Genomic DNA, 21,593 nt, shown 5'->3' with positions numbered 1-21,593 from the left:
TCCTCTTAAAGCTTCGTGCCGCAATTTGGACAGAAGTTATTGTCCGGCGGGTTCTCTGTGCCGCAGCGATTGCAGACCACTAGCGCCTGCTCTGGCTCTGCCTTGGGGCGCTCCGGCAGACCAATCATCTGCGAGTTGCTCTTGCCGGGGGCCACCATCGGGTAGCAGTTTTCGTTGCGATTCACATGCACGTCCATCAGCACCGGGCCGGGATGGGCCAGCATTTCGGCGATCGCCCCTGCCAAATCCTCGCGGTTGTGAACCACCATCCCTTTCACGCCATAAGCCTCGGCCAGCTTTACAAAGTCCGGCATACTCGGCTCCATTTCCGAAGAAGAGTAGCGTTCCTCATAGAAGGTTTCCTGCCACTGGCGTACCATGCCCTGCCAGCCATTGTTGATAATCACCGTCTTGGCAGCAATCCCATACTGCGCCAGCGTACCCAACTCCTGGATATTCATCTGGATACTAGCATCACCGCTGATGCAAATCACCTGCTCCTCCGGCAAGGCTATTTTCACGCCCATTGCCGCAGGCATCCCAAAGCCCATCGTGCCCAGCCCCGCGCTGGAGATCCACTTGCGCGGCCCCGTCTTGAGAAACTGCGCCGCCCACATTTGGTGCTGGCCGACATCAGTCGTGTAGTAGGCATCAGGCGCTTGCCGACCCACTTCCACAATCACCTCCTGAGGCGACAGCATGTCGGCATACTGAGGCACGGTCAGCGGATAGTCGCGCTTCCAGCGGTCAATGCGGGCCAGCCACTCCTGCGTTTGGCTTGGATCTGGGGCTGCGCCGCTTTCCAGATCGCGCCGCAATAGGTCGGTTAGCACATGGCGAACGTCTCCGACGATGGGCACTTCTGGCGCGCGGTTTTTGCCCACCTCTGCGGGGTCTACGTCAATGTGGATGACCTTGGCTCGAGAGGCAAACTCATCCAGCTTGCCCGTCACCCGGTCGTCAAATCGCGCCCCTACTGCAATCAGCAGGTCGCACTCGCTGACGGCGTAGTTCGCATAGGCCGTGCCGTGCATCCCCAGCATCCCCACCGACAGCGGATGATGCTCGTCAAACGCGCCCTTGCCCATCAGCGTCGTCGTCACGGGCAACCGGAACCGCTCCGCCAGCGCATGAACCTCCGCATGGGCATCTGCCGTAATCGCGCCGCCGCCGACGTACAGCAGGGGTTGCTTCGCCTCGCGAATCAGCTTCAGCGCCTTGAGGACTTGGTTGGGATTGCCGCGCACGGTGGGGCGATAGCCCGGCAGTTTCACACTTCCTGGCTCAACGGGCACATAGTCAAATGCTTCCAGCCCCACGTCCTTGGGCACGTCAATCAGCACGGGGCCGGGACGACCAGAGCGGGCAATGTAGAAAGCTTCTGCCACGATCCGCGCCATGTCTTTGGGATCGCGAACGACGTAGGAATGCTTCACGATCGGCAGCGTGATGCCAAAGATGTCTGTTTCCTGGAACGCATCGGTGCCGATCGCGCTGCGAGAGACTTGCCCCGTCACCACCACCAGCGGAATCGAGTCCATCTGGGCGGTGGCGATGCCCGTGACCAAGTTGGTCGCACCAGGGCCAGAGGTGCCAAAGCACACGCCCACCTTTCCGGTTGCGCGGGCGTAGGCATCGGCGGCATGGGATGCGCCCTGCTCATGGCGTACCAGAATATGGCGGAGTGCGCCCGTCTGCTCAAAGCGGTACAGTTCATCATAAATCGGCAGAATCGCGCCGCCGGGATAGCCAAAAATATGCTGAACCCCGTGCCGTACCAGGCTGTCCATCAGAGCGTAGGCACCAGTGGCCCGAATGGGCGCAGCAACGGGGGGTGCAGAAACACGAGCGGCGGAAGCGACCTTGGACGAATCGGGCAGGAGTTCTCGCATAGCTAGGCTTTCTATCTGTATCGATTGATGCATAAGACCGGATATCCCAGTCTAGTTCTGATGTTGCAATCCTGTCGAGTGACCTGGACAGGTGATTTTTGAGGATTCTCTGGGGATCAATATAGACTGCGTTCTAGAGAAGTGAGCATATTCCAAAGAATGTTGTAAAAACGCTGCCAAAAGTCCTTTGCAGGGGCGATCGCCCTTCCTTCATCTATCTGTTCTGTATTCGCTGAAACCGCGCTTTTTCAGGATGATCAACGGTTTCAAGAGAACTGCTGGAAGGATTGTTTTGAAACCGTTTCGGCTCCCGTTCACCGTTTACTTTTGATTTTATTTTTGATTATTTTCGAGCGTGTCAAATTCCATTGAATTTGGCTACGGCCTGTCAAGGTTCGGTGACTATTGTAACGATTGGAAATGTAACGATTGGAAACCTTTCCACCGTTGGGGATTGGAGTTAGGGCAGAGGCGGCTCAACAGGCGGCTCAACAGAGGAGCGAATACGCTGAAGCAGCCTGTTGAACGGCTCCCAATCGTCCAATTCGGCGATCGCCCCCCACACGGCTTCAATTTCTGGACGAATAATCACCACGGTCGGGTTGTGCCGCGCCAGTCGCGCCTTTACGTCATCCAAAGCGGCTTCAGGAATCTGGTTCAGCGCCCGGTGATAGGCCAGTCGCCATGCCCTGAAGGTGCTTTCCAGTGCGTCGGCATTGCTGGACACCGAGTCAGTAAAAATCAGCGCTGCATCTGCTCGCCAACTGGGTGAAAACTGCTCCCGCAGCGCCCGAAAGAAGTCATGATAGCCAATCTTGGTTGCCTGCAAAAACTGGATCGTTCGCCCGATTAGCTCATGCCCGATTTCGGTAGGCAACTCGCCGAACCCCAGCCTGTGCAGCATCAACTGGCTATAGGCAGCGATGTAGTGTGCTTCAAACGTCGCCAAGCCCGCTTCCAAGTCCGCTGCATCCATCACCTGTTTCAGCGGCTCCTGCAACAGTTCCAGATTCAGCTTGCAGATCCCTGGCTGGTTGGCATAGGCGTAGCGCCCCATCTGGTCAAAATAGGCGGCGGTAAAGCGGGGATCAAACCGCTCAATGAAGGCGTAGGGGCCATAGTCAAAGCTTTCGCCCGTGATGGCCATGTTGTCGGTATTCAGCACCGCATGACAAAAGCCCGCCGCCATCCACTGGGCTGCCAGTTCCGCCACGCGCTGCACCAATTCGGCATAGAAGCGGGCATCCCGGTCTGGCTCCTGGTTCAGGTGCGCGTAGTAGGTGTCGATGACGTGATCCAGCAGTTTGCGAATCAGATCGGGGCGTTCGAGGTAATGCAGCCGCTCGAAGGTGCCAAACCGAATGTGCGATCGCTGCATTCGCACCATCACCGACGAGCGGGTGGGGGATGGCTCATCGCCCCGCCACAGAGCCTCCCCGGTCTCAATCAGGCTGAGGCAGCGCGACGTTCGCACGCCCATGACGTGCAGCATCTCCGCCGCTAGCACCTCGCGCACGCCGCCCTTCAGCGTTAGCCGCCCATCGCCGCCGCGAGAATAGGGCGTAGTTCCCGATCCCTTGGTTCCCAGGTCGTATAGGTTGCCGTCTACGCCGCGCACCTGTCCGTATAAAAAGCCGCGCCCGTCACCCAGATCAGGATTGTAATAGCCGAACTGGTAGCCGTGATAGCGCATCGCCAGCAGCGGAAAGCGTCCCGCAAATTTGCCGAACGCTTGAATAAAATGCTCATCTGCGACCTGATTCGGATGAAGCCCTAGAGTTTCAAGTAAGTCATCATTGCGAAACCGTAGAAGATGCTGGGGAAATTGGGCCGCATCCACGGGATCGGCATAGTCTTCGCCGAGGGATTCAAATGCAGGCTCAAAGTCGAGGGTTAACAGCGGGTTTTCTGGCGGATTGTCGGACGTGTTTTCGGCAGTGCTTACAGGATTAGTCATCACAAAGCGGACTTTGCTTACAAAAGTTAATAGAAAGACGACGAAATTTGAAGGTTCTTTGCTTCATTATCCCCAGTGCAAAGTCCGGCAAACAATTGTCTGATAAAGTTTTTGGCTGATTTTTTGGCTCGTTTCTGTGCTGCCACTCGATGAACGATGTGCCACCGCTTTTGTGGGAGTGTGTTAGGGTTAGGTGGGATTATTTTCGGCTGTGTACTCGCGTGACGAATGGCTCTCCGAATCTAACTCTCTGCAACTTTTTTTGATTCTGGAAGGAGTCCAAATGTCCATTTACATCGGTAATCTGTCCTACGAGGCAACGCAGGAAGAAATTACCCAAGTTTTTGCTGAATACGGTACGGTAAAGCGCGTTCAGCTTCCCACCGATCGGGAAACCGGTCGCCCTCGTGGCTTCGGCTTCGTGGAAATGAGTACGGATGCGGAAGAAGAAGCGGCAATCGAAGCTCTGGATGGCGCAGAGTGGATGGGTCGCGATCTGAAGGTGAATAAGGCCAAGCCTCGCGAAGATCGCTCCTCTGGCGGTAGCTGGGGTGGCAATCGGGGCGGCGGCGGTGGCAACTTCTCTCGTCGCTACTAGAGCTTTCCTACTAGAGCTTGCAAAGGTCTGGTTTGTAGTCTTGCATTTTGTCAGGTTTTAACTTGCCGAAGCAGGTTTTTCTAAGCCAGTTTTTGCGCTAAGGCGCAGCGCAGGTTTCCTAATTGCTAGTATTTGCCTGTTTGCTTGGGGCTGCATGTTGAAGCAAATGTGCGGTTCCAAGCAAGTTTTTGTCTTTGTGGTTTTTTGCCTTTGTTGGGTGACGAGTTTGCTGCTGCAATGAGTAGCGCTTGATTCAGAATCAATTCTTGATTAGAGCAATCTCAAAGCAATCTCAGAGCAATCTCAGATCAACCTATGTGGGGCGATCGCCCCATCGCTCTTGAACGTTGTGTCTACCTTAAGTAACCAGAATCAAGACCAGGATCAAAACCGGGAGAGAAGGATTTTGTAAACAGGCTGATTGAGATTTTTTCTAAATCTCCAGTCTGAACATTTAAGAGGAGATGGAATGGCCCAAGTTGTACTTGGAGAAAACGAAGGAATTGAATCGGCCCTCCGCCGCTTCAAGCGCAAGGTTTCTCAGGCAGGAATCTTCCCAGATATGCGGAAAAACCGCCATTTTGAAACGCCGATAGAAAAGCGGAAGCGCAAGGCGTTGGCAAAGCGGAAACTGCGGCGGAAGCGCTTCTAGAAGTGCTGTTGTGAGAGAACGGGTTGCTCTTTTTCAAAACCCCTTTGCTTGAGATTGATATCAGGCTGAATATAAACCAACCGATGCTGTGGGTCGTTGCGGGTTCATGTCCGCACGCTCACAGCATTTGTGTTTGGAATGGGCGTTTGGAGTATATTCAATGCAATATATATTCAACGCAATATTAATGCTAAGACTGACGCAGTTGGACGCTTTCTCGCGGGCGCAGCCCGCGAGAAAGCGTCCAAAACCCAGAAAACTTAATTGCAAGTGTGTAAGTCCTGAAATGCATTAAAAATTGCATTTGGAGTGGAGATTTGGAGTAGAGATTTGGAGCTTGTGCGATCGTGGGGGTAACATGGTTAGCTGACGGCAAAAGGAAAGGCAGACATGCTTCTCTAGAGCAGCATGTTTGGATGCAGGGCGGGTCGGCTTATGATCATTGCGATCGCCAATCAGAAAGGCGGCGTTGCAAAAACCACGTCTACGATCGCGCTGGCGGGTCTGCTGGCGGAAGAAGGGCCATGCCTTGCGGTGGATCTCGACCCACAGGGCAACTTGTCTACGGGACTAGGCGTAGATGCGTCGTCGCTTCCCTACACGACCTACGACGTGATTACCGCGAAGGTTGGCATTACAGAGGCGATCGCCCCGACTCGGTTTGGACTCAGCCTGCTGGCCACCGACATTTCTCTAGTCAAAGCAGAAAAAGATTTGCTTTCCCAGCCCGATCGATTTTATGCCTTAAAATCGGCGCTGGAGCCTGCCAAATCTCAGTTCGAGCAAATTTTAATCGACTGTCCGCCCAGCCTGGGTCTGCTGACGCTGAATGCCCTGTCTGCTGCGGACTGGCTGCTGATTCCCGTGCAGTGTCAGTTTTTTGCCATTAAAGGGCTAGAGGGATTGCTGGAGACGATTGACTCAGTTAAGAGTCGCCTGAATCCGAATTTGCGGGTGCTGGGCGTGCTGCCGACGATGGCAGAAACAAACACAGTGATTACGCAGGACGTGCTAAAGCTGTTGCGATCGCAGCTTGAGGGTGTGCGCGTATTTGACCCTGTGCCCAAGTCGGTGCGCTTTCCAGAGTCCAACATGGCAGGGGAACCGATTCACGTCTTTACCCGCGAGTGGCGCGTGGTGCAGCCCTATCGCGAAGTGGTGCGCGAACTGCTGATGCTGGAGGAGGCGTAGCGCGTGGGCGTGTTTGGGCAGGCCTATGAATATGGAATGGCAAACGGGGACGCGCTGCTGAATGCGTTGCAGCAGCATTTGTGGCTGGTGGCGGTGCCGCTGGCGGTGGGGCTGCTGCTGGGGTTGCCGCTGGGGTTGTGGAGTGCGCGATCGCCCGCTGTCTCGGCTGTCCTGATCAATGGCTTCAACGCGCTGCGGGTGATTCCCAGTCTGGCGATTTTGTTTTTGGCGATTCCCTACTTTGGGCTGAGCTTTCAATCGGCGGCGATCGCCCTGACGCTGCTGGTGATGCCGCCAATTCTGATCAGCACGGATGTCGCCTTTCGCACCATTGACCCAATGATCCGCGAAGCTGCCCACGGCATGGGCATGAGTCCGGTACAGGTATTGCGGCAGGTGGAGTTTCCCCTGGCGCTGCCCGTCATCATTGCGGGCATCAAAACGGCCCTGGTGGAGGTAATTGCCAGCGCAACGCTGGCGGCATTTATCGGCGCGGGCGGGCTGGGAACCTTTATTGTGCGCGGCTTCGCGCTATACGACAGCGCCATCTTGCTGGTGGGCGCAGTTCCCGTGGCGCTGCTGGCGTTGGCGGCGGAACTGGGCATGAGCGCCCTGCAAAGGTCGGTGCAGCCCCCCACAAGTTGAATTTCTACAGACACTAGATCAGGCTTCTTCAGGATTGAGCTGCATCATTTCCCAGGTGGTGTAAGTGCCGATGGGACTCCAGATCAGGTACGGCAGCAGCAGCCAGGCCGCCGGACGCGACAGCGGCAGCAGCATGATAAAGAGGGCGATCGCCACCACCAGCCCCGCCGCACCCAGCCATAGCCCCACGCGAATTCGCCGTGCCCCCAGCATGAGAGGCGTGTAGAGCAGCGTGACCACCTCCAGCAGCAGGTAAGTCGCCATCAGCCCCCAGGTTCTAGACGTGCCCGGTTCTCGTTCCCAAATGATGTAGGCAGACCAGGCGGCGCAGGTAAAGACCGTCGTCCAAATCACCGGGATAAATTTCTCAAACGTGAGCCAGTCGGACCGCCGCAGCCGCCGAAACCAGCCGCGCCCCCGCGAAGTGGTCACACTGCCTAGCGCAAACGCCAGACCCAGCATCACCCCGCCAATCACCATCCAAGATCGAATCATGGGAACTTAGAACGGAATTTAGAACCTAAGGGGGAACTCGAGGCGATCGCCCCTCTCGCTGCCCATTCTAATAGGTTCTGCAACTTCCTCAAATCTGCCAACTGTCATAGGGTAGGCGCTGAAGATACCTAAGTCATAGGTTCATCATAGGATTTGGCAAGGAAAAACTATGCGTTATCCCAATGGGTAGACTATTGGATAGACTACGGAAAATGAGAGCTAGAGCTTGTATCAATCGATAGGCTCAGCAACCGGCTGAAAAATTGGCTAAAACTAACCCTCGCATTTCCTTCAGAGATGCCCTGACTAAAGATGCCCAATCCGTCTCCATTTCCGTTACTCGATTAGAATCGTGGGCACACTAGGATCAGCTTACTCTTGATATATAGGCTTGCAGAATATATAGGCTTGCAGATTATCAGGGCTGTTTCTGCTAGCTCAGGCCGAACTGAGTCACTCGTGCTGACTTAAGCAACACATCTGAAACTTTGAGCACTAGGCAACGCATTCAGGGATGCATTCGCCTTACAAAAAGCATCGCTAGTTTGTAGAAGCAACACCTCAAAAGCAATATTTTCTCTATCTCTGCAATTGTCCGGATTCAGTCTGTTGTTGACCAATCTCGTCTGACCTGGATTCAACCTGGAGGTTAGTGTGAGTCTCTTCGAGAAGATTCGAGGTGAGTTTGTAGACATCATCGAGTGGCTAGACTCTACCAACGACACAATGGTCTATCGCTTCCAGCGATACAACAACGAAATCAAAATGGGGGCAAAGCTAACCGTGCGCCCTGGTCAAAAGGCGGTATTCGTCAACGAAGGTCGCATTGCTGACTGCTTCGGGCCTGGGATGTATACGCTGTCAACCCAAAATTTGCCCATTCTTACAACACTAATGGGTTGGCCCTATGCCTTCAACTCTCCATTCAAGGCAGAAGTATACTTCTTCAATACTCGAATTTTCACGAACCTCAAGTGGGGAACTTCTAATCCCATCATCCTCCGGGATGCCGAGCTGGGCCCTGTTCGCCTACGGGCCTACGGCACCTATAATGTGCGGATTGTTCAGCCTGAGGTTCTGCTTCAAGAGTTGGTCAGCACGGATGGACTTTTCCAGGTGGATGAGGTCAGCGATCACATCCGCAACATGATTATGACCGCTTTTACCTCCTCTATCGGAGCAGCCCAGGTCCCTCTATTCGATCTGGCATCTCGTTATCAGGAGATCAGCAACACAATTCGCCAGAATATGCAGGCAGACGTGCAGCGGTTTGGTTTGGATCTAACGCAACTGCTTATTGAAAACATTTCGCTGCCGCCAGAGGTAGAAGCTGCTCTTGATAAGCGGGCTTCGATCGGGGTCTTGGGCAATATGCAGCAATATACCCAATATCAAGTCGCCAACTCTATTGAGCAATCTGCCCAAAATCCGAGCGGTGGGAACTCTTTCTTGGAGTTGGGAGTGGGCTTGGCAATGGCGCAGCAGGTGACCAATGCGCTGAACCCTGGCGCCGCTCAATCACAGCAGCCGCCAGCTGTCTCGCCTCAGCCAGCCACCTCGCCCGCAGCAGCACCGCCGCCGCCACCTCAGCCGCAATGGTATTTGTCTCGAGACGGACAAACGTTTGGGCCGTTTCCAGTGAATCAGCTTCTTCAACAAGGGCTAACTGCTCAGACCTACGTATGGCGGTCAGGGATGAGCGGCTGGCAGTTTGCAAATGCAGTTCCAGAACTAGCTGCCTTGCTGCCACCACCGCCCCCTTCTGGCGCGTAACCTCCGGGTTCTGCATGGCTTGTTCCGAATGGTTCGTTCTGCATCGTTTGCTGTTGAAAATGCTGTTGAACAATGTCCCAGTGAACAATGTCCAGCGCAAGGGTTGCTTTACCCTGCATCAAACCCTCGGAAAACCCCTTTGACTATTTTGACTATGCAGCGCCAGTCCTCCAGTGAGTCGCAGCTTTCCTGTCCAGGCTGCGGTGCGTCGCTAGAGTTTAATCCTAAACGGGGACAGATGGAGTGCCCTTATTGTGGTCGGCGAGAGGCGATCGCCCGAAACAAGACCTCCCTACTGGCAGAGCAATCTTTTGAGGCTCACCTGAATGAAAAGCATACTCAACTGGCCGCTCTGTCCCGGCAGGCAGTTGAAGTGCAGTGTCCAGGGTGTCGCGCTCGGTTTACGTTTGAGCCGCCGACCGTGGCGGGGAAATGTGCATTTTGCAATACTAACATTGTTGCACAGCCCCATGCCGCTAGCCCGGTGATCAGTCCAGGAGGGATTGTACCGTTTGCGATTGGCCAAAGACAGGCCCGGGAGAAAGTGAGCGAGTGGCTGCGCCAGCGTTGGTTTGCGCCAAAGGGGTTGAAGCGCTTGTCTCAACACGCGGGGTTGCAGGGCATTTATTTGCCATTCTGGACCTACGATTGCAAAACCTGTAGTCAATATCGCGGGAAGCGGGGCGATCGCCACACAAGGACTGAAACTTATACCACGACTGATAATGATGGGAGAACCATTACGGACACTCGCGCAGTCGTAGAAACCCATTGGACCCGTGTCTCAGGGAGCGTGGATTATAACTTTGATGATGTTCTTGTAGCAGCGGCTGAATCAGTTGACCAAAATCACTTGCGAGCTGTTGAGGGATGGGATTTGTCTGAATTAGTGCCCTATAACGCCTCTTACTTGTCAGGGTTCAAGGTACAGCGATATCAGATTAATCTCAAAGAGGGTTTTGAGCGGGCAAAGAAGAAGATGGAGACTGAAATTCGTAGGGCTGTAGAGTGCAAAATTGGCGGCGATGAACAGTGTATCGATTCCCTCTCCACCTCCTATAGCGACATTACCTTTAAGCACATCCTTCTGCCAGTATGGACGGGGGCCTACGAGTTCAAAGGACGGCGCTACACAATCGTGGTGAACGGGCAGTCTGGAAAAGTCTGTGGCGATCGCCCCTTCAGTTGGCTCCAGATTGCGTTGGCGATTCTCGTTGCAATCGTCATACTCGGAATCCTAGTCAGTGTTCTATAGCCAGGAGCAAGTGTCGGAACAGATAGAAACTGACTAGAAATAACTGACTAGAAATTGCCCAACTCCAGAGTAGCTGACATTCCATCTTGTGGGCATCACTGCCGCAAAGCAAGTCCCCGAGCAGGATCTAGTGATGTATCAATAGCGTGCAGAGGGGAAGACCCGATGCCAGGAGCCATAGCCAGGGGAGGCGATCGCGCTCTATGGAACCTGCTAGGTTACCCTCGGCATCGGGCAGCAGCGCCTCAATCCGCTCCGCCAGACGGCAGGGTGATGCGGCCTCGCCAAAAGCCGCGCACGGAAAGTCAACCTCTGTTAGCGGCGACCTCACCACCTGCACCAGCGACTCCGCTAGCAGCAGTGGGTCAACATGCTGAGCCGCCCAGCGATCGGCGCGGAGTTCTCGCAGTCGCAGCAGTTCTTGCCAGAGGGCTTCAGTGTGGGGAAGCCAGGCCGTAAGACCGCGCAGCCAGCCCAGCCAGAAAAACCAGAAGGTGTCGCGATAGTGGGTGTGGGCCTGCTCGTGGGCCAGCACGGCAGCAACTTGCTCAGCGGAAAGGGTGTCCAGCAGCCCCCGGCTGACCACGAGTTCGGGTTGCCAAAAACCAACCTGCGCCGCAAACAGAGCAGGCGTATCGAGCAAACGAGCGGCAAGCCCGTGGGTTTCCACAAACGGCAGAGTTTGCAACGTGCGGCGCGATCGCCCCACCTGCCCGCCCAGCCGCAGCAGCATTCCCCCTGCAAGGGTCAAACTGCCGACAGCTAGAACCCAGCCCAGAGAGCCGACGGACAGCCCCAGCATATGCCCCTCGCGGCCCATGCAAAAAACGGCGACGACCGTACACAGCAGCAGCAGCGGCGCAAATAGAAATGGCCCCAGCGCCGCAGTCCATCGATGGGCAAGCGCGACGGGACGGTGCTTAGCAATCAGGCGCGAGAGGATAGCCAGGGCGATCGCCCCCAAAATCAGCATCAGGTGCATGACTCCCCCTCCCGCTTTTGCCGTGCGGTCTTCAGCCGTTGAGTAATGGCATCCAACTGTTCCAGGCTGGCAACATCCAGGTCATCAGCAAAGGCCGCCACCACGTCGGGATTGCTGACGGATAGGAAGCGATGCAGATGCTCGTGTGCCTGGAGCATCTGCGCTTCTTCTCGCGACACCAGCGGCCGCCAGTGAAACGCCCGCCCGTGGCGATCGCACGCCAGCCAGCCCTTGCCCGTTAGCCGATTCAGCACCGTGGTCACAGACGCATAGGCCAACTCCCGATTTGGGTCTGCCAAGATGCGATCGTGTATCTCCTTGACCGTTGCCGATTCTAGCTGCCACAGGATTTCTAAGATCTCGCGCTCCAACGGCCCAAGAGAGAGATGACGGGGGCGAGGTTCGGGTAATGCCATACGCACCTAAATCAGAAGTCTAAATCTGCGGGTGTTAAATGATACTAAATACTGTCGAACGGTGTTGAACCAGAGTCGAGCGAATGCCGAAATGTGCTTGAAAAACACCTCTGCCGTCCTCAGTTTAGCCTAAAACCTATCTCCGTTTTGTCAACGGGATGTTAGGACTTCGGCGCAGTATCGCTGCTGCAAATTTGCAGCAAATTAAGCTTGAAACTAGGTTTGAAAACAGACATTTAGGAAAAATTAAGTGCTGGCTTGCCTTACTGATTCTGAGGATGTTTGAGTGAGTTTATTACATAAACTTATGATTCTTATAGGAATAGGTAAACTCCACTAAAAAACTAAAAGAAGATTAAGTAATCTATCGATCAACGGGACTGTTTGTAAACTCTTGTAAAGAAGTGAACTGAACTATTGCAGGCAGTTTCAGCGCTGTGGCGATCGCCGTTGCAGTGCTGGATTTTGCTGATTAAATGCCTATTATGGAACGAATGTCAGTTGAAACGCTTTTAGCGGAATATGCTGCAGGAAGACGCGATTTTAGCTATCTCGATTTAAGCCAATCTGACCTATTTGAATGCAATTTACAAGATATCAATCTTCAGGGCAGCAACCTCAGACAAGCTTATTTGGCCTATGCCAATCTCAGCCGCGCAAACTTGCAGGGAACTCAACTGCAAGCTGCGGAATTGGGTAATGCGCGGCTACAATCTGCCAACTTAAAACAGTCCTCGCTCGATCGGGCAAACCTGTCGCGCAGCATTCTCTGCTACGCAGATTTGGCGGAGGCATCGCTCCAGGAAACCAATTTCCAAAGTGCTGACCTGCGCTACTCTAACCTGGCTGCGGCAAACTTGCAGGCGGCAAACCTAGTGGGGGCAGACCTCCAGCAAGCCAAGCTAGAGGGGGCGAATATTGGCCAATGTAATTTGTTTCGTGCCCAGTCGGCAGATCTAGATGGGGCGATCGCCGATAGAGGCACGATTTTTCCAGATGGGCATCGGGGGAGTGATGGATCGATGAGTTGATTGGGAGATCTCCAACCTGCATCACTCCCAGCCTTTCTAAAACAAATCTAAAACAAATCTAAATCGGTCACTGCACCCTTGCTGCTCGAGGAAACCAGCGTGGCATATTTGGCCAACACGCCTTTGGTATAGCGCGGCTTGGGCGGCTGCCACTGGGCGCGGCGCTGAGCCAGTTCCTCATCAGAGACGTTGAGTTGCAGCAGGCGAGCGTCTGCATCGATGGTAATGCTGTCACCTTCCTGCACTAGGGCGATCGTGCCGCCGACATAGGCTTCGGGGGCGACGTGGCCGACCACCATGCCGTAGGTGCCGCCGGAGAAGCGTCCGTCGGTGATCAGCCCTACAGAATCGCCCAGTCCTGCGCCAATAATGGCAGACGTGGGAGCCAGCATTTCCCGCATTCCGGGGCCGCCTTTCGGCCCTTCATAGCGAATCACTAGGACATCGCCTGGATTAATTTTGTTGGCCAAGATCGCGTCCAGACACTCCTCTTCAGAGTTATACACGCGAGCAGGGCCAGTGATTTTGGGCTGCTTGACCCCGGTGATTTTGGCGACTGCCCCTTCGGTAGCCAAATTGCCCTTGAGGATGGCCAGGTGTCCTGTGGCGTACATGGGGTTGCTCCAAGGGCGAATCACGTCCTGATCGGGGCGCGGCTCATCGGGAATATCCCTCAGACGCTCGGCAATGGTTTCGCCCGTAACGGTAATGCAGTCGCCGTGCAGCAGTCCGTGATTCAGCAGCATTTTCATGACCTGGGGAATGCCGCCGGCCTGGTGCAGATCGGTGGCCACGTAGCGGCCGGAAGGCTTCAGATCACACAGCACGGGCACGCGCTGGCGAATGCGCTCGAAGTCGTCGAGCGTCCACTCGACCCCGGCAGAATGGGCGATCGCCAAAAAGTGCAGCACCGCATTGGTGGAACCGCCCACGGCCATCACCACCGAAATCGCATTTTCGATGGACTTTCGGGTAATAATATCTCGCGGGCGCAGGTTCTTGCGAATTGCCTCCACCAACACTTTGCCTGCTAGCTCCGTATTCTCTGCCTTTTCGGGATCAACCGCCGACATGGTGGAGGAATACATCAGGCTCATGCCCATCGCCTCAAAGGCCGACGACATGGTATTGGCTGTATACATGCCACCGCAGGAACCTGCACCAGGACAGGCGTTGCGCTCCACCGACATCAGCCGCACCTCGTCGATACGTCCGGCGCTATACTGCCCCACAGCTTCAAAGGCGCTGACAACCGTTAAGTCTTCTCCTTCCAAATGTCCTGGCTTGATCGTGCCGCCGTAGACAAACACAGCGGGAATATTCATGCGGGCCATGGCGATCATGGCACCGGGCATATTCTTGTCGCAGCCGCCGATCGCCAGCACGCCGTCCATGCTCTGGGCGTTGCAGGCGGTTTCGATCGAGTCGGCAATCACATCCCGCGATACCAGGGAGTATTTCATGCCCTCAGTGCCCATCGAGATGCCGTCGCTGACGGTAATCGTGCCGAACAGTTGCGGCATTCCCCCCGCTGCCCGAATGCCTGCCTCTGCTTTGGCTGCTAGCGGCGCAATGCCCATGTTGCAGGGGGTAATCGTGCTGTGGGCGCTGGCAACCCCCACAATCGGCTTGTTGAAATCGTCGTCGGAAAATCCGACCGCCCGCAGCATTGCCCGATTGGGGCTACGCTGCACACCTTGCGTAATCACCTGACTTCTGAGGGTTTCAGACATTCAACTGGTTCCTTAAGACTTCAAAACAGTTCGGTAACGTCAACTCCGTTGATGCGGGGTTTACATTTCTATGGAAGCCTCATAGCGCAAGGCTTCCACAGAAATATTCAACCTTGTAATTAACCGGAGTTGATATAAAACCATTCGGTATGAGGCGACACCGGAACTTTTATTTTCCCAAACCAAGGGACAGTTTTGGCGGAAGATCCGCATCTCCTTGACAACAGAATGCAGAAGAATGCAGATTCTCGGCTGCTGGCGGGCACTCTAAGAGAATCAGTTCCCTGAATAGCCTGCTCAGCAGTTCATGCTAATCCGCTGGCTCCAGTCACCGATGGGCGATCGCCCGACCCACCCGCCTGCCTACTGCTATGATGTTAACCTTCATGAACGTTGATGAACTCCTGAGCCACTATGAAGCAGGGGCACGAGATTTTCGCGAAGCCAAACTCAGTCAATTCAACCTGAGCGATCGCGATTTGCAGGGCATCAACCTGCGGCGGGCAAACCTCAGCGGCGCAAACCTGCGGGGTGCAAACCTGCGGATGGCAAATCTGCGAGAGGCAAATCTTGCTGGGGCCGATCTTCGAGGCGCAGATTTGACAATTGCCAACTTAATTGGCGCAGAGTTATATCAGGCGGATTTGAGCAAAGCGACATTGACCGATGCCGGCCTGCGGAGCGCAAAACTCACAGAGGCAACCTTGGTTCAAGCCGTGCTGATAGGCGCAAACCTGGCAGAGGCGCTGCTAGATCGAGCCAATCTGAGCGAGGCCAACCTGAACGATGCCAGCCTCAACCGGGCGAAACTGATTGCGGCCAACCTGACTCGCGCCACGCTGGAAAATGCAAATCTGACCAATGCTATTTTGAACGAGTCGCTCATGGAGCGGGCAAACCTGACGGGGGCTATCTTGCACGGAGCCAGCCTAGAAGAAGCCGACCTGCACGGAGCCGAGCTAAGCCGCACCCGCCTCAGCAGTGCGAACCTGATCAACGCCAGCCTCAGCCAAGCAAATGTGCGCGGCGCGAACCTGAGCTGGAGTTCGCTGCGGGGCGCAAATTTGTGCAAAGCCAACCTGTATCGCGCAAAGCTAAACTGGGCAAATCTGAGCGAAACGAATTTGAACGAGGCGATGCTGATCAGCGCAACTGTGTTGCAAACCAATTTCCAAAACGCCAATCTGCGCGGGGCGATTATGCCCGATGGTTCATCACATAGTTAGGAACTAACTTTAACTGCTTCGCAACGCCAGCGCGAGATGAGTTTGAGGTTAGAAAGAAACTGGTAGGACTTACGCAGTTGGACGATTTCTCGCGGACGCAGCCTGCGAGAAATCGTCCAAAACCCAGAAAACTTGTCGCAAGTGTTCAGTCCCGACTAGAGACAAACTAGAAACAAACAAGGAGCAATCCTGGGCGATCGCTCCTTGTTTCAAGGCTTTAGTGTAAGTTTCAAGGCTTTGACGGGACAGATGCAGATTAGGTAATCACAAACTCCGGCGTGCGCTGCTCGGTCAGGCTGCTAATGGTTTGCCGCAGTTCGGCGATCGCCTGGAGTTGATAGTCGCTGGTCTCCTGAAACTGGTTCAGAATCTGCCCAATTGACTCCAACTTCTCGCGGATACCGCCCGTGCCACCCTGAGCCAGGGCCAGCGCCTCCTGGTAGGCATTCACTTTGCCCCACTGCTCGCCCACAGCGGCTTTCTGTGCTAACACCTGCTGCTCTAGTTCCATCGCCCGATTCCAGCGATCTTCCTGCGCCTGGGACTGCTGATCGACTGACTGCTGAGCCTGTTCAACAGCGGCTTGTAGTTCTTGCACTTGGGCTTCTGCCTGCTGAAGCTGGGCTGCTAGCCCCTGGCGCAGGGTCTCAAGCTGTGTCAACACGGGCGCAATATCGACAGTCTCTTCTGATGCGTCCGCGGTCGCTCGTCCCTGGCGCTTGTCCAGCACAGTCTGATGCTGTTTTAATACGGCCTGGCGCTCTTGCAGGTTGCGGCGCTGTCCAACCAGCGTCTCCTCCAGCATCCGGTAGCGATCTTGCTCGTCGGCGAGTTCAGCTTCCAGACGCAGGCGATCGTACTCGCTGGCTTGCTGGATCTGCTGCTGCAAGTTTTGCATTTCCTCTTGCTGTGCCGTTAGCTCCTCTTCCTGGCTATTGACAAAGCGAGACATTTTTTCCAAGTCGTTGGTCAGGTCGCGGACGATGTTTTCCAGTTCCTCAATAGGCATGGATTCCAGACCGCTGACATCGACCTTTGCGCCGACGGTAAAGCGATCCGACACATCGGCGAGCTGGCAAAACTGCTGGTGCAGGCTGTCTTGCTGTTGCAGTTGGGTGGTGAGGATTTGCACCTGCTCTTGTTTGAGTTCGAGCGATCGCCGCAAAGCTGCCAGTTCATCCCGCGCCTGATCCAAACCCGCTTTCGACTGTTGCCACTCGTGCCAGAGGGCTTGCACCTGCTGCACCTGCTGATCGAGCGCATCCTGCGCCTGTTGAGCGGCGTTGCGCTGTTCGTCCAGCATTTGATAGTGCTGATCGAGCGTGGTTTGCTGCTGATTTAGCAAATCAAAGGAGGTCGTCACCTGCTCTCGGGCTGCTTCGGTCGGGGCGATCGCCCCTGCCAGTCGGTTCAGCAATTCTTGCAGCTCTTGGGCTTTTGCATCATCCAGCACGGCCGCTTGGGTGAATTGTGCCTTTTGCTCATCTAGTCGGCCCATCTCGCCCCGAAGCTGGGCCCAAGCCCCTTCTAGCTCCTGGCTTTTACGGTCAAATTCTGCCTTCAGCGCCTCGACTTCTTGCCGCTTGCTTTCAATCTCTTGGCGCTGCTGCTCCAGTCGCTCAAAATCTTCCTCCATTTCCTGAAGCTGCTCCTGTCGGGCTTCCATCTCCATTTCCCGACGGTTTAGCTCTTGGCTTTGGTAGGTCAGCGATTCTTTCCACTGCTGAATTTCTTCTTCCTGGGTTTTGTAGCGCTCCTGCGCCCGCGAAAAGTTTTGCAAAATCGCAACCAACTGGCGACCCGCTTCGGCGTGGCGCTGCACCTGTTTAGTGCCGCTTAGTTCCACCATCACCAACACGCCGGCCCCATAGGTCACGTCGTCGGGCGCAGGGATGACCTCTTCACCCGGCACTGCGCTCCAGCTATTTTCAGAGCGCTGGCAGGCAAGCAACCGCAGCTCAGCCTTACTGCTGCCGATAACTCTGCTTTTTCTCTGTACTTCCGCTAAATACAGCACGCCAGTCGTCCCCTTACTTGTATCGTCTACGGTTTGGTTTACATCAGGCAGTTGCCAGCAGTGGCAGGATCGAAACCCGTCAAGATGATGATTGGGTTTATGTTGGGCGATTCACTCGAATGAGAGCGCTACAGCGCCATACACGTAGCTACATAATTATGAGCCTAATAATATGAACCTAAAGCGGACTGAAGCGACTGGGCTGGGATGCAGTAGCGGGCGATCGCCCCGTCCAAAAGACAAAGACCAGGAAAAACCTCGCCCTGTGGGGCGGCATATCGAACCTGAAACGCCAGAGAGCTTGCCGAACAAACCGCTCGTCCGGTTTAGCACACACCCGCCCGCCAGCCATTGCTCTAGGTGGGTCTAACAAGATAAGACGGCTGTTTCCATCCCTATTTCCATCAAATGTAGCATCATCACATCTCCCCTGAAGTTCGATTCTAGTTTGCAATCCAGAAAATGCAAGCAAAAAATGCAATCAAAACTGAGTGGGTCAGTCCAATCTGCTCCTCTACCGCGCTCAGACTCCATCCCAATAAGCCAAACTCTGGCAAATTTGGCAAACTTGGCGGACTTATCCTGCCCCAACTGACTATACCGGAGTCATGGACTGGGCCTCCTTCGGTGCGGCTGGGCTGAGCTACTTGGATCGCTGGGATATCTGGCGATCGCCCCAACGCCTATCCGGGCTTGTGCCTATAGGACTTGCTCTAAAATCTAGCTTCCCTGCCTCCCTCTATTGCTCCTTGCCCTTGGCGCAAAGCCTGCAATTCCCGATAGTCTAGAGTGCCCAAGCCAGGGCTGGATTAACGCCTCCGGACAAAATCTAAGCGAGTCAGCACAGCCCAGAATTCGGCAGCATCACCTGCTAGCAGCGCCAAGATAGCAGCGCCAAGATACTGGAACAATACAGACATTCGCCGGATATTCTGGGGTTTGTCTACTTTGACAGGCAATTGGGGAATCATACTGGATGACAAAGGCAGAAAAACATTGGGCATCATGTCAGAATTGACTTTCAACGGTTGACCCAGGCCCACCTCAGCGCCTGCCCAAAGCCGCGAACCGCCCGCAGCAGACTAGCCCAAGCCCAGCACTGACCTTGAGGGGGTGATTTGGCGATATGCAGGGGAACTTGAATGAAATTGATATCCGCAGCATTCTCCAGCTTGTGGAACTGGGTCAGCGCACGGGCGAACTGTTTGTAGAGTCCTACGGGCTGGGTGGAATGCTGCCAGGAGGCGACACAAATACTGCGCCAATCGTCCTGCGAAACCGTCTTGCCAAGACCACACCCTCGCAGTCCTGGTTTGTCTTTTTTCTAAATGGTCAAATCATCTACGCAGGCGATGCCCGCAGCGATTTGTCTCGCCTGCGCGATTACCTCCGTCGCTATCAGTTGGAAGCATCGCTGAATGGGGTAGACACTGGAGGGGCGATCGCCACTACCAACACCCCCGAATACGGACACCTCTGGGCCCTGCTGGAGCAGCGCATCCTCACCCCTGCCCAGGCCCGCAGCATCATCCACAGCATGGTGCGCGAAACCCTGTTTGACCTGCTCAGCCTGCACCAAGGTAGCTTCATCTTTGAAATCGGTTCTCCCCTCGCCCCCCAACTCACCACGCTGGAAATTGGCCCACTACTTGCCCGCATCATGACTCAGGTACAGTCCTGGAAAAAGTTTCATCCTCATATCCAATCCCCCGATCAGGGGCTGCTTGTGGTCGATGGCGATCGCCTCCGCGACTCCGTAAAAGAAACCACCATCGCCGCCCTCAGCGACTGGATGGACGGACAAACCTCCATCCGGCAAATCTCTCGCTACCTCAACCGTGACCTCATCACCGTCGCCAAAGCCCTCTACCCCTACATCAAGCAAGGCATCGTCCAGCTTGCCACCCCAACCCCCAACACCCTGCCCACAAAGCCCAAGCCCACCATTCAAACCCCCGTCCCCCGCATCGTCTGCATCGATGACGGCACCTCCATCCGCAAAGCCATTGAGTCTATCCTCCGCAGCCACGGCTACGAAGCCACCTCCATCGGCAACCCCCTCAAGGCCCTCAGCTTGGTCTTTCAGCTCAAGCCCGACCTCATCCTGTGCGACATTTCCATGCCCGAACTGGATGGCTATGAAATCTGCGCCATGCTCCGCACCTCCACCGCCTTCCGGCAAACCCCAATCATCATGCTCACCGGACGCGACGGCTTTATCGATCGCGTCAAAGCACGCATCGTCGGCGCAACCGACTACCTCACAAAACCCTTCGGCGAACAAGAACTACTCACACTGGTCGAAACCTACATTGGCCCAGGGCTAGAAAACCCGCCCAACGTTGAAAGACTCCTGGCAGAAGACTTAGAAAATGCGTTAGAACTTGATATCAAACCACCCCCCACCGATGCTTCTTCATTCCCACCCCATCCCGCTTAACCCGGCACAGGAGCCTGCAAAACATCCGCGAAGCAGAGGTTTGCCAATATTTGCCAATATAGTTTGGTGTTTTGTCAAAATTCTGCCAACATTCTGCCAACACAGAGGTCAGGTGTTTTGCAAATGCCAACCTTCGCTATCTTTAAAGGGCACCGCAATAAAAGGGCATTATTTTTATTAGTAAGTTTCCTAGTAGGCTTCTAGAATCCACTCAGTGTTTACCCCAGCGGTTTTCGCGAAATCAACACTATGGTTGCAAAGTAAGGCGTTATGAGTAGAGTTTTGGTTGTAGAAGACAGCGTGACCCAGCGGGAAATGATTACTGACCTGCTAAAAGGCAGCGGACTCGATGTCACCGTGGCTAGCGATGGTGTAGAAGCGCTAGAACAAATAGAAGGTCATAGCCCTGACCTAGTGGTTCTCGACATCGTAATGCCCCGCATGAACGGATACGAGGTCTGCCGACAAATCAAAGCCAATCCCAAAACTCAAAACATCCCCGTTGTGATGTGTTCCTCTAAAGGGGAAGAATTCGATCGCTATTGGGGCATGAAGCAGGGTGCAGATGCATACATTGCAAAGCCGTTCCAGCCAACCGAGCTAGTGGGCACGGTCAAGCAATTGCTGCGGGGATAGCTCAGATGAACCAGGTAAAGATAGGTTAATCGTCCATGATAGGCAATCCAGATTTTTTCACAGGCAGAGGGCAGGATCAGGTCGCAGAGTTTCAGGAGCTAGACAGTCCTGAAGGAGAACTACACCTGCGATTTTTTATGACTTCGGGTGACGAGTTTGCCCTGCCTGCGGTAGGAATCAAAGAAGTGATTGCTTCTCCGCCCGATCGCATCACGCCCATTCCGAATGTCTCTCCCCTCCTGTTGGGTACTCTAAACGTGCGAGGGCGCGTTGTTTGGGTTGCCGATCTAGGTCAGTTTCTGGGAGACTCCGTGCCATTGAGTACCGATCGCTCAGAAATCTACGTCATCGCGGTTGAAGACCAAGACACCATGTTGGGGTTGGCCGTTGACCTGATTAACGGCATGGACTGGCTTCCCCTTGACGACATTCAGGTGCCAACCAATCTGCCCGACGGCATGGCTCCCTTTATTCGAGGCGAATGGGCCGTTGGAGACGCTCAAGATCGCCATTTAAGACTGCTAGATCAAGTCGCAATTCTGAGGTCGGCCCGATGGGCTGCTTGACTCAGCTTCAATCAGTTCGATAACTCACTCGACAACCCATTAGACCGAGGCACATTCGGAGACGCGCACAGGCTTAAGGAGAAGGCAC

Annotated in this window: 19 protein-coding genes and 1 pseudogene; 13 read left to right on the top strand and 7 right to left on the bottom strand. The window is 54.7% G+C overall.

The genetic code is table 11. The annotated features are described in order from the left end of the window. Positions 1-5: 5 nt before the first annotated feature. Together ilvB and HNI00_RS18865 are read right to left on the bottom strand one after the other, a co-directional pair. Positions 6-1,892, bottom strand: coding sequence for a biosynthetic-type acetolactate synthase large subunit (gene ilvB, locus HNI00_RS18870; protein ID WP_316788451.1), 1,887 nt, complete (start codon positions 1,890-1,892; stop codon positions 6-8). A 460-nt stretch (positions 1,893-2,352) separates the two neighbouring features. Next, positions 2,353-3,849, bottom strand: coding sequence for a protein adenylyltransferase SelO (locus HNI00_RS18865; protein ID WP_316788450.1), 1,497 nt, complete (start codon positions 3,847-3,849; stop codon positions 2,353-2,355). A 283-nt stretch (positions 3,850-4,132) separates the two neighbouring features. Here HNI00_RS18865 and HNI00_RS18860 point away from each other — a divergent pair, with 283 nt between their 5' ends. The 4 genes from HNI00_RS18860 to HNI00_RS18845 all read left to right on the top strand — a co-directional run bounded on the left by HNI00_RS18860 (position 4,133) and on the right by HNI00_RS18845 (position 6,935). Next, on the top strand, positions 4,133-4,447 hold the full coding sequence (locus HNI00_RS18860) for an RNA recognition motif domain-containing protein (protein WP_068514894.1): 315 nt from the start codon (positions 4,133-4,135) through the stop codon (positions 4,445-4,447). 469 nt (positions 4,448-4,916) lie between these two features. Then, positions 4,917-5,099 (top strand): 30S ribosomal protein S21, encoded by a 183-nt coding sequence (gene rpsU / locus HNI00_RS18855; protein WP_068514896.1) that lies wholly within the window; start codon positions 4,917-4,919, stop codon positions 5,097-5,099. Positions 5,100-5,534: 435 nt separating this feature from the next. Continuing rightward, positions 5,535-6,290, top strand: coding sequence for a ParA family protein (locus HNI00_RS18850; protein WP_172358830.1), 756 nt, complete (start codon positions 5,535-5,537; stop codon positions 6,288-6,290). A gap of 36 nt (positions 6,291-6,326) precedes the next feature. Further along, the gene (locus HNI00_RS18845; RefSeq protein WP_420156397.1) at positions 6,327-6,935 is read left to right on the top strand and encodes an ABC transporter permease; all 609 of its coding nucleotides are present in this window, start codon (positions 6,327-6,329) and stop codon (positions 6,933-6,935) included. Positions 6,936-6,953: 18 nt separating this feature from the next. On the opposite strand, the gene HNI00_RS18840 is transcribed toward HNI00_RS18845, so the two are convergent. After that, on the bottom strand, positions 6,954-7,430 hold the full coding sequence (locus HNI00_RS18840) for a TspO/MBR family protein (RefSeq protein WP_316788442.1): 477 nt from the start codon (positions 7,428-7,430) through the stop codon (positions 6,954-6,956). Between the two features lie 654 nt (positions 7,431-8,084). On the opposite strand from HNI00_RS18840, the gene HNI00_RS18835 reads away from it, so the two are divergent. Both HNI00_RS18835 and HNI00_RS18830 read left to right on the top strand, forming a co-directional pair. Next, the gene (locus HNI00_RS18835; RefSeq protein WP_316788440.1) at positions 8,085-9,203 is read left to right on the top strand and encodes an SPFH domain-containing protein; all 1,119 of its coding nucleotides are present in this window, start codon (positions 8,085-8,087) and stop codon (positions 9,201-9,203) included. Between the two features lie 139 nt (positions 9,204-9,342). Then, the gene (locus HNI00_RS18830) at positions 9,343-10,458 is read left to right on the top strand and encodes a TFIIB-type zinc ribbon-containing protein (protein WP_316788438.1); all 1,116 of its coding nucleotides are present in this window, start codon (positions 9,343-9,345) and stop codon (positions 10,456-10,458) included. Between the two features lie 127 nt (positions 10,459-10,585). Here the strand turns inward: HNI00_RS18830 and HNI00_RS18825 are convergent, their stop codons facing one another. Together HNI00_RS18825 and HNI00_RS18820 are read right to left on the bottom strand one after the other, a co-directional pair. After that, positions 10,586-11,440, bottom strand: coding sequence for a M56 family metallopeptidase (locus tag HNI00_RS18825; RefSeq protein ID WP_316788436.1), 855 nt, complete (start codon positions 11,438-11,440; stop codon positions 10,586-10,588). After that, entirely contained in the window at positions 11,431-11,856 is a 426-nt protein-coding gene (locus tag HNI00_RS18820; protein WP_316788434.1) for a BlaI/MecI/CopY family transcriptional regulator, read from the bottom strand. The genes HNI00_RS18825 and HNI00_RS18820 overlap by 10 nt, the downstream gene beginning before the upstream one ends. A 476-nt stretch (positions 11,857-12,332) precedes the next feature. Between HNI00_RS18820 and HNI00_RS22210 the strand changes: the two are divergent. Both HNI00_RS22210 and HNI00_RS18815 read left to right on the top strand, forming a co-directional pair. Beyond that, positions 12,333-12,443: pseudogene (locus HNI00_RS22210) on the top strand (pentapeptide repeat-containing protein); the annotation flags it as partial. A 45-nt stretch (positions 12,444-12,488) separates the two neighbouring features. After that, complete coding sequence (locus HNI00_RS18815; protein WP_420156396.1) at positions 12,489-12,887, top strand: pentapeptide repeat-containing protein; 399 nt, start codon at positions 12,489-12,491, stop codon at positions 12,885-12,887. Positions 12,888-12,934: 47 nt separating this feature from the next. Here the strand turns inward: HNI00_RS18815 and ilvD are convergent, their stop codons facing one another. Continuing rightward, positions 12,935-14,620, bottom strand: coding sequence for a dihydroxy-acid dehydratase (gene ilvD / locus HNI00_RS18810; RefSeq protein WP_316788430.1), 1,686 nt, complete (start codon positions 14,618-14,620; stop codon positions 12,935-12,937). A gap of 371 nt (positions 14,621-14,991) precedes the next feature. On the opposite strand from ilvD, the gene HNI00_RS18805 reads away from it, so the two are divergent. Then, complete coding sequence (locus HNI00_RS18805) at positions 14,992-15,846, top strand: pentapeptide repeat-containing protein (RefSeq protein ID WP_316788428.1); 855 nt, start codon at positions 14,992-14,994, stop codon at positions 15,844-15,846. A gap of 256 nt (positions 15,847-16,102) precedes the next feature. On the opposite strand, the gene hmpF is transcribed toward HNI00_RS18805, so the two are convergent. Beyond that, the gene (gene hmpF / locus HNI00_RS18800; RefSeq protein ID WP_316788426.1) at positions 16,103-17,863 is read right to left on the bottom strand and encodes a pilus motility taxis protein HmpF; all 1,761 of its coding nucleotides are present in this window, start codon (positions 17,861-17,863) and stop codon (positions 16,103-16,105) included. A gap of 172 nt (positions 17,864-18,035) precedes the next feature. On the opposite strand from hmpF, the gene HNI00_RS18795 reads away from it, so the two are divergent. The 4 genes from HNI00_RS18795 to HNI00_RS18780 all read left to right on the top strand — a co-directional run bounded on the left by HNI00_RS18795 (position 18,036) and on the right by HNI00_RS18780 (position 21,505). Continuing rightward, positions 18,036-18,233 (top strand): hypothetical protein, encoded by a 198-nt coding sequence (locus HNI00_RS18795; RefSeq protein ID WP_316788424.1) that lies wholly within the window; start codon positions 18,036-18,038, stop codon positions 18,231-18,233. 756 nt (positions 18,234-18,989) lie between these two features. Continuing rightward, positions 18,990-20,303: a response regulator gene (locus tag HNI00_RS18790; RefSeq protein WP_420156225.1), complete on the top strand. Its 1,314-nt coding sequence runs from the start codon at positions 18,990-18,992 to the stop codon at positions 20,301-20,303. A gap of 270 nt (positions 20,304-20,573) precedes the next feature. Then, a complete protein-coding gene (locus HNI00_RS18785; protein WP_068508027.1) occupies positions 20,574-20,939 on the top strand; it encodes a response regulator transcription factor in 366 nt (121 codons plus the stop codon). Between the two features lie 35 nt (positions 20,940-20,974). Then, positions 20,975-21,505: a chemotaxis protein CheW gene (locus HNI00_RS18780; protein WP_172354585.1), complete on the top strand. Its 531-nt coding sequence runs from the start codon at positions 20,975-20,977 to the stop codon at positions 21,503-21,505. Positions 21,506-21,593 lie beyond the last annotated feature (88 nt).

Origin of the sequence: Thermoleptolyngbya oregonensis NK1-22 (genome assembly GCF_032705245.1) — a bacterium.
GTDB lineage: Bacteria > Cyanobacteriota > Cyanobacteriia > Elainellales > Elainellaceae > Thermoleptolyngbya > Thermoleptolyngbya sichuanensis.
This window is presented reverse-complemented; position numbering and strand designations above follow the sequence as displayed.

Coding starts and splice junctions, on each gene's coding strand:
- ilvB (WP_316788451.1), bottom strand. CDS start 1,892: ATGCGAGAACTCCTGCCCGATTCGTCCAAGGTCGCTTCCGCCGCTCGT.
- HNI00_RS18865 (WP_316788450.1), bottom strand. CDS start 3,849: ATGACTAATCCTGTAAGCACTGCCGAAAACACGTCCGACAATCCGCCA.
- HNI00_RS18860 (WP_068514894.1), top strand. CDS start 4,133: ATGTCCATTTACATCGGTAATCTGTCCTACGAGGCAACGCAGGAAGAA.
- rpsU (WP_068514896.1), top strand. CDS start 4,917: ATGGCCCAAGTTGTACTTGGAGAAAACGAAGGAATTGAATCGGCCCTC.
- HNI00_RS18850 (WP_172358830.1), top strand. CDS start 5,535: ATGATCATTGCGATCGCCAATCAGAAAGGCGGCGTTGCAAAAACCACG.
- HNI00_RS18845 (WP_420156397.1), top strand. CDS start 6,327: ATGGCAAACGGGGACGCGCTGCTGAATGCGTTGCAGCAGCATTTGTGG.
- HNI00_RS18840 (WP_316788442.1), bottom strand. CDS start 7,430: ATGATTCGATCTTGGATGGTGATTGGCGGGGTGATGCTGGGTCTGGCG.
- HNI00_RS18825 (WP_316788436.1), bottom strand. CDS start 11,440: ATGCACCTGATGCTGATTTTGGGGGCGATCGCCCTGGCTATCCTCTCG.
- HNI00_RS18820 (WP_316788434.1), bottom strand. CDS start 11,856: ATGGCATTACCCGAACCTCGCCCCCGTCATCTCTCTCTTGGGCCGTTG.
- ilvD (WP_316788430.1), bottom strand. CDS start 14,620: ATGTCTGAAACCCTCAGAAGTCAGGTGATTACGCAAGGTGTGCAGCGT.
- HNI00_RS18805 (WP_316788428.1), top strand. CDS start 14,992: ATGATGTTAACCTTCATGAACGTTGATGAACTCCTGAGCCACTATGAA.
- HNI00_RS18795 (WP_316788424.1), top strand. CDS start 18,036: ATGAACCTAAAGCGGACTGAAGCGACTGGGCTGGGATGCAGTAGCGGG.
- HNI00_RS18790 (WP_420156225.1), top strand. CDS start 18,990: ATGCAGGGGAACTTGAATGAAATTGATATCCGCAGCATTCTCCAGCTT.
- HNI00_RS18785 (WP_068508027.1), top strand. CDS start 20,574: ATGAGTAGAGTTTTGGTTGTAGAAGACAGCGTGACCCAGCGGGAAATG.
- HNI00_RS18780 (WP_172354585.1), top strand. CDS start 20,975: ATGATAGGCAATCCAGATTTTTTCACAGGCAGAGGGCAGGATCAGGTC.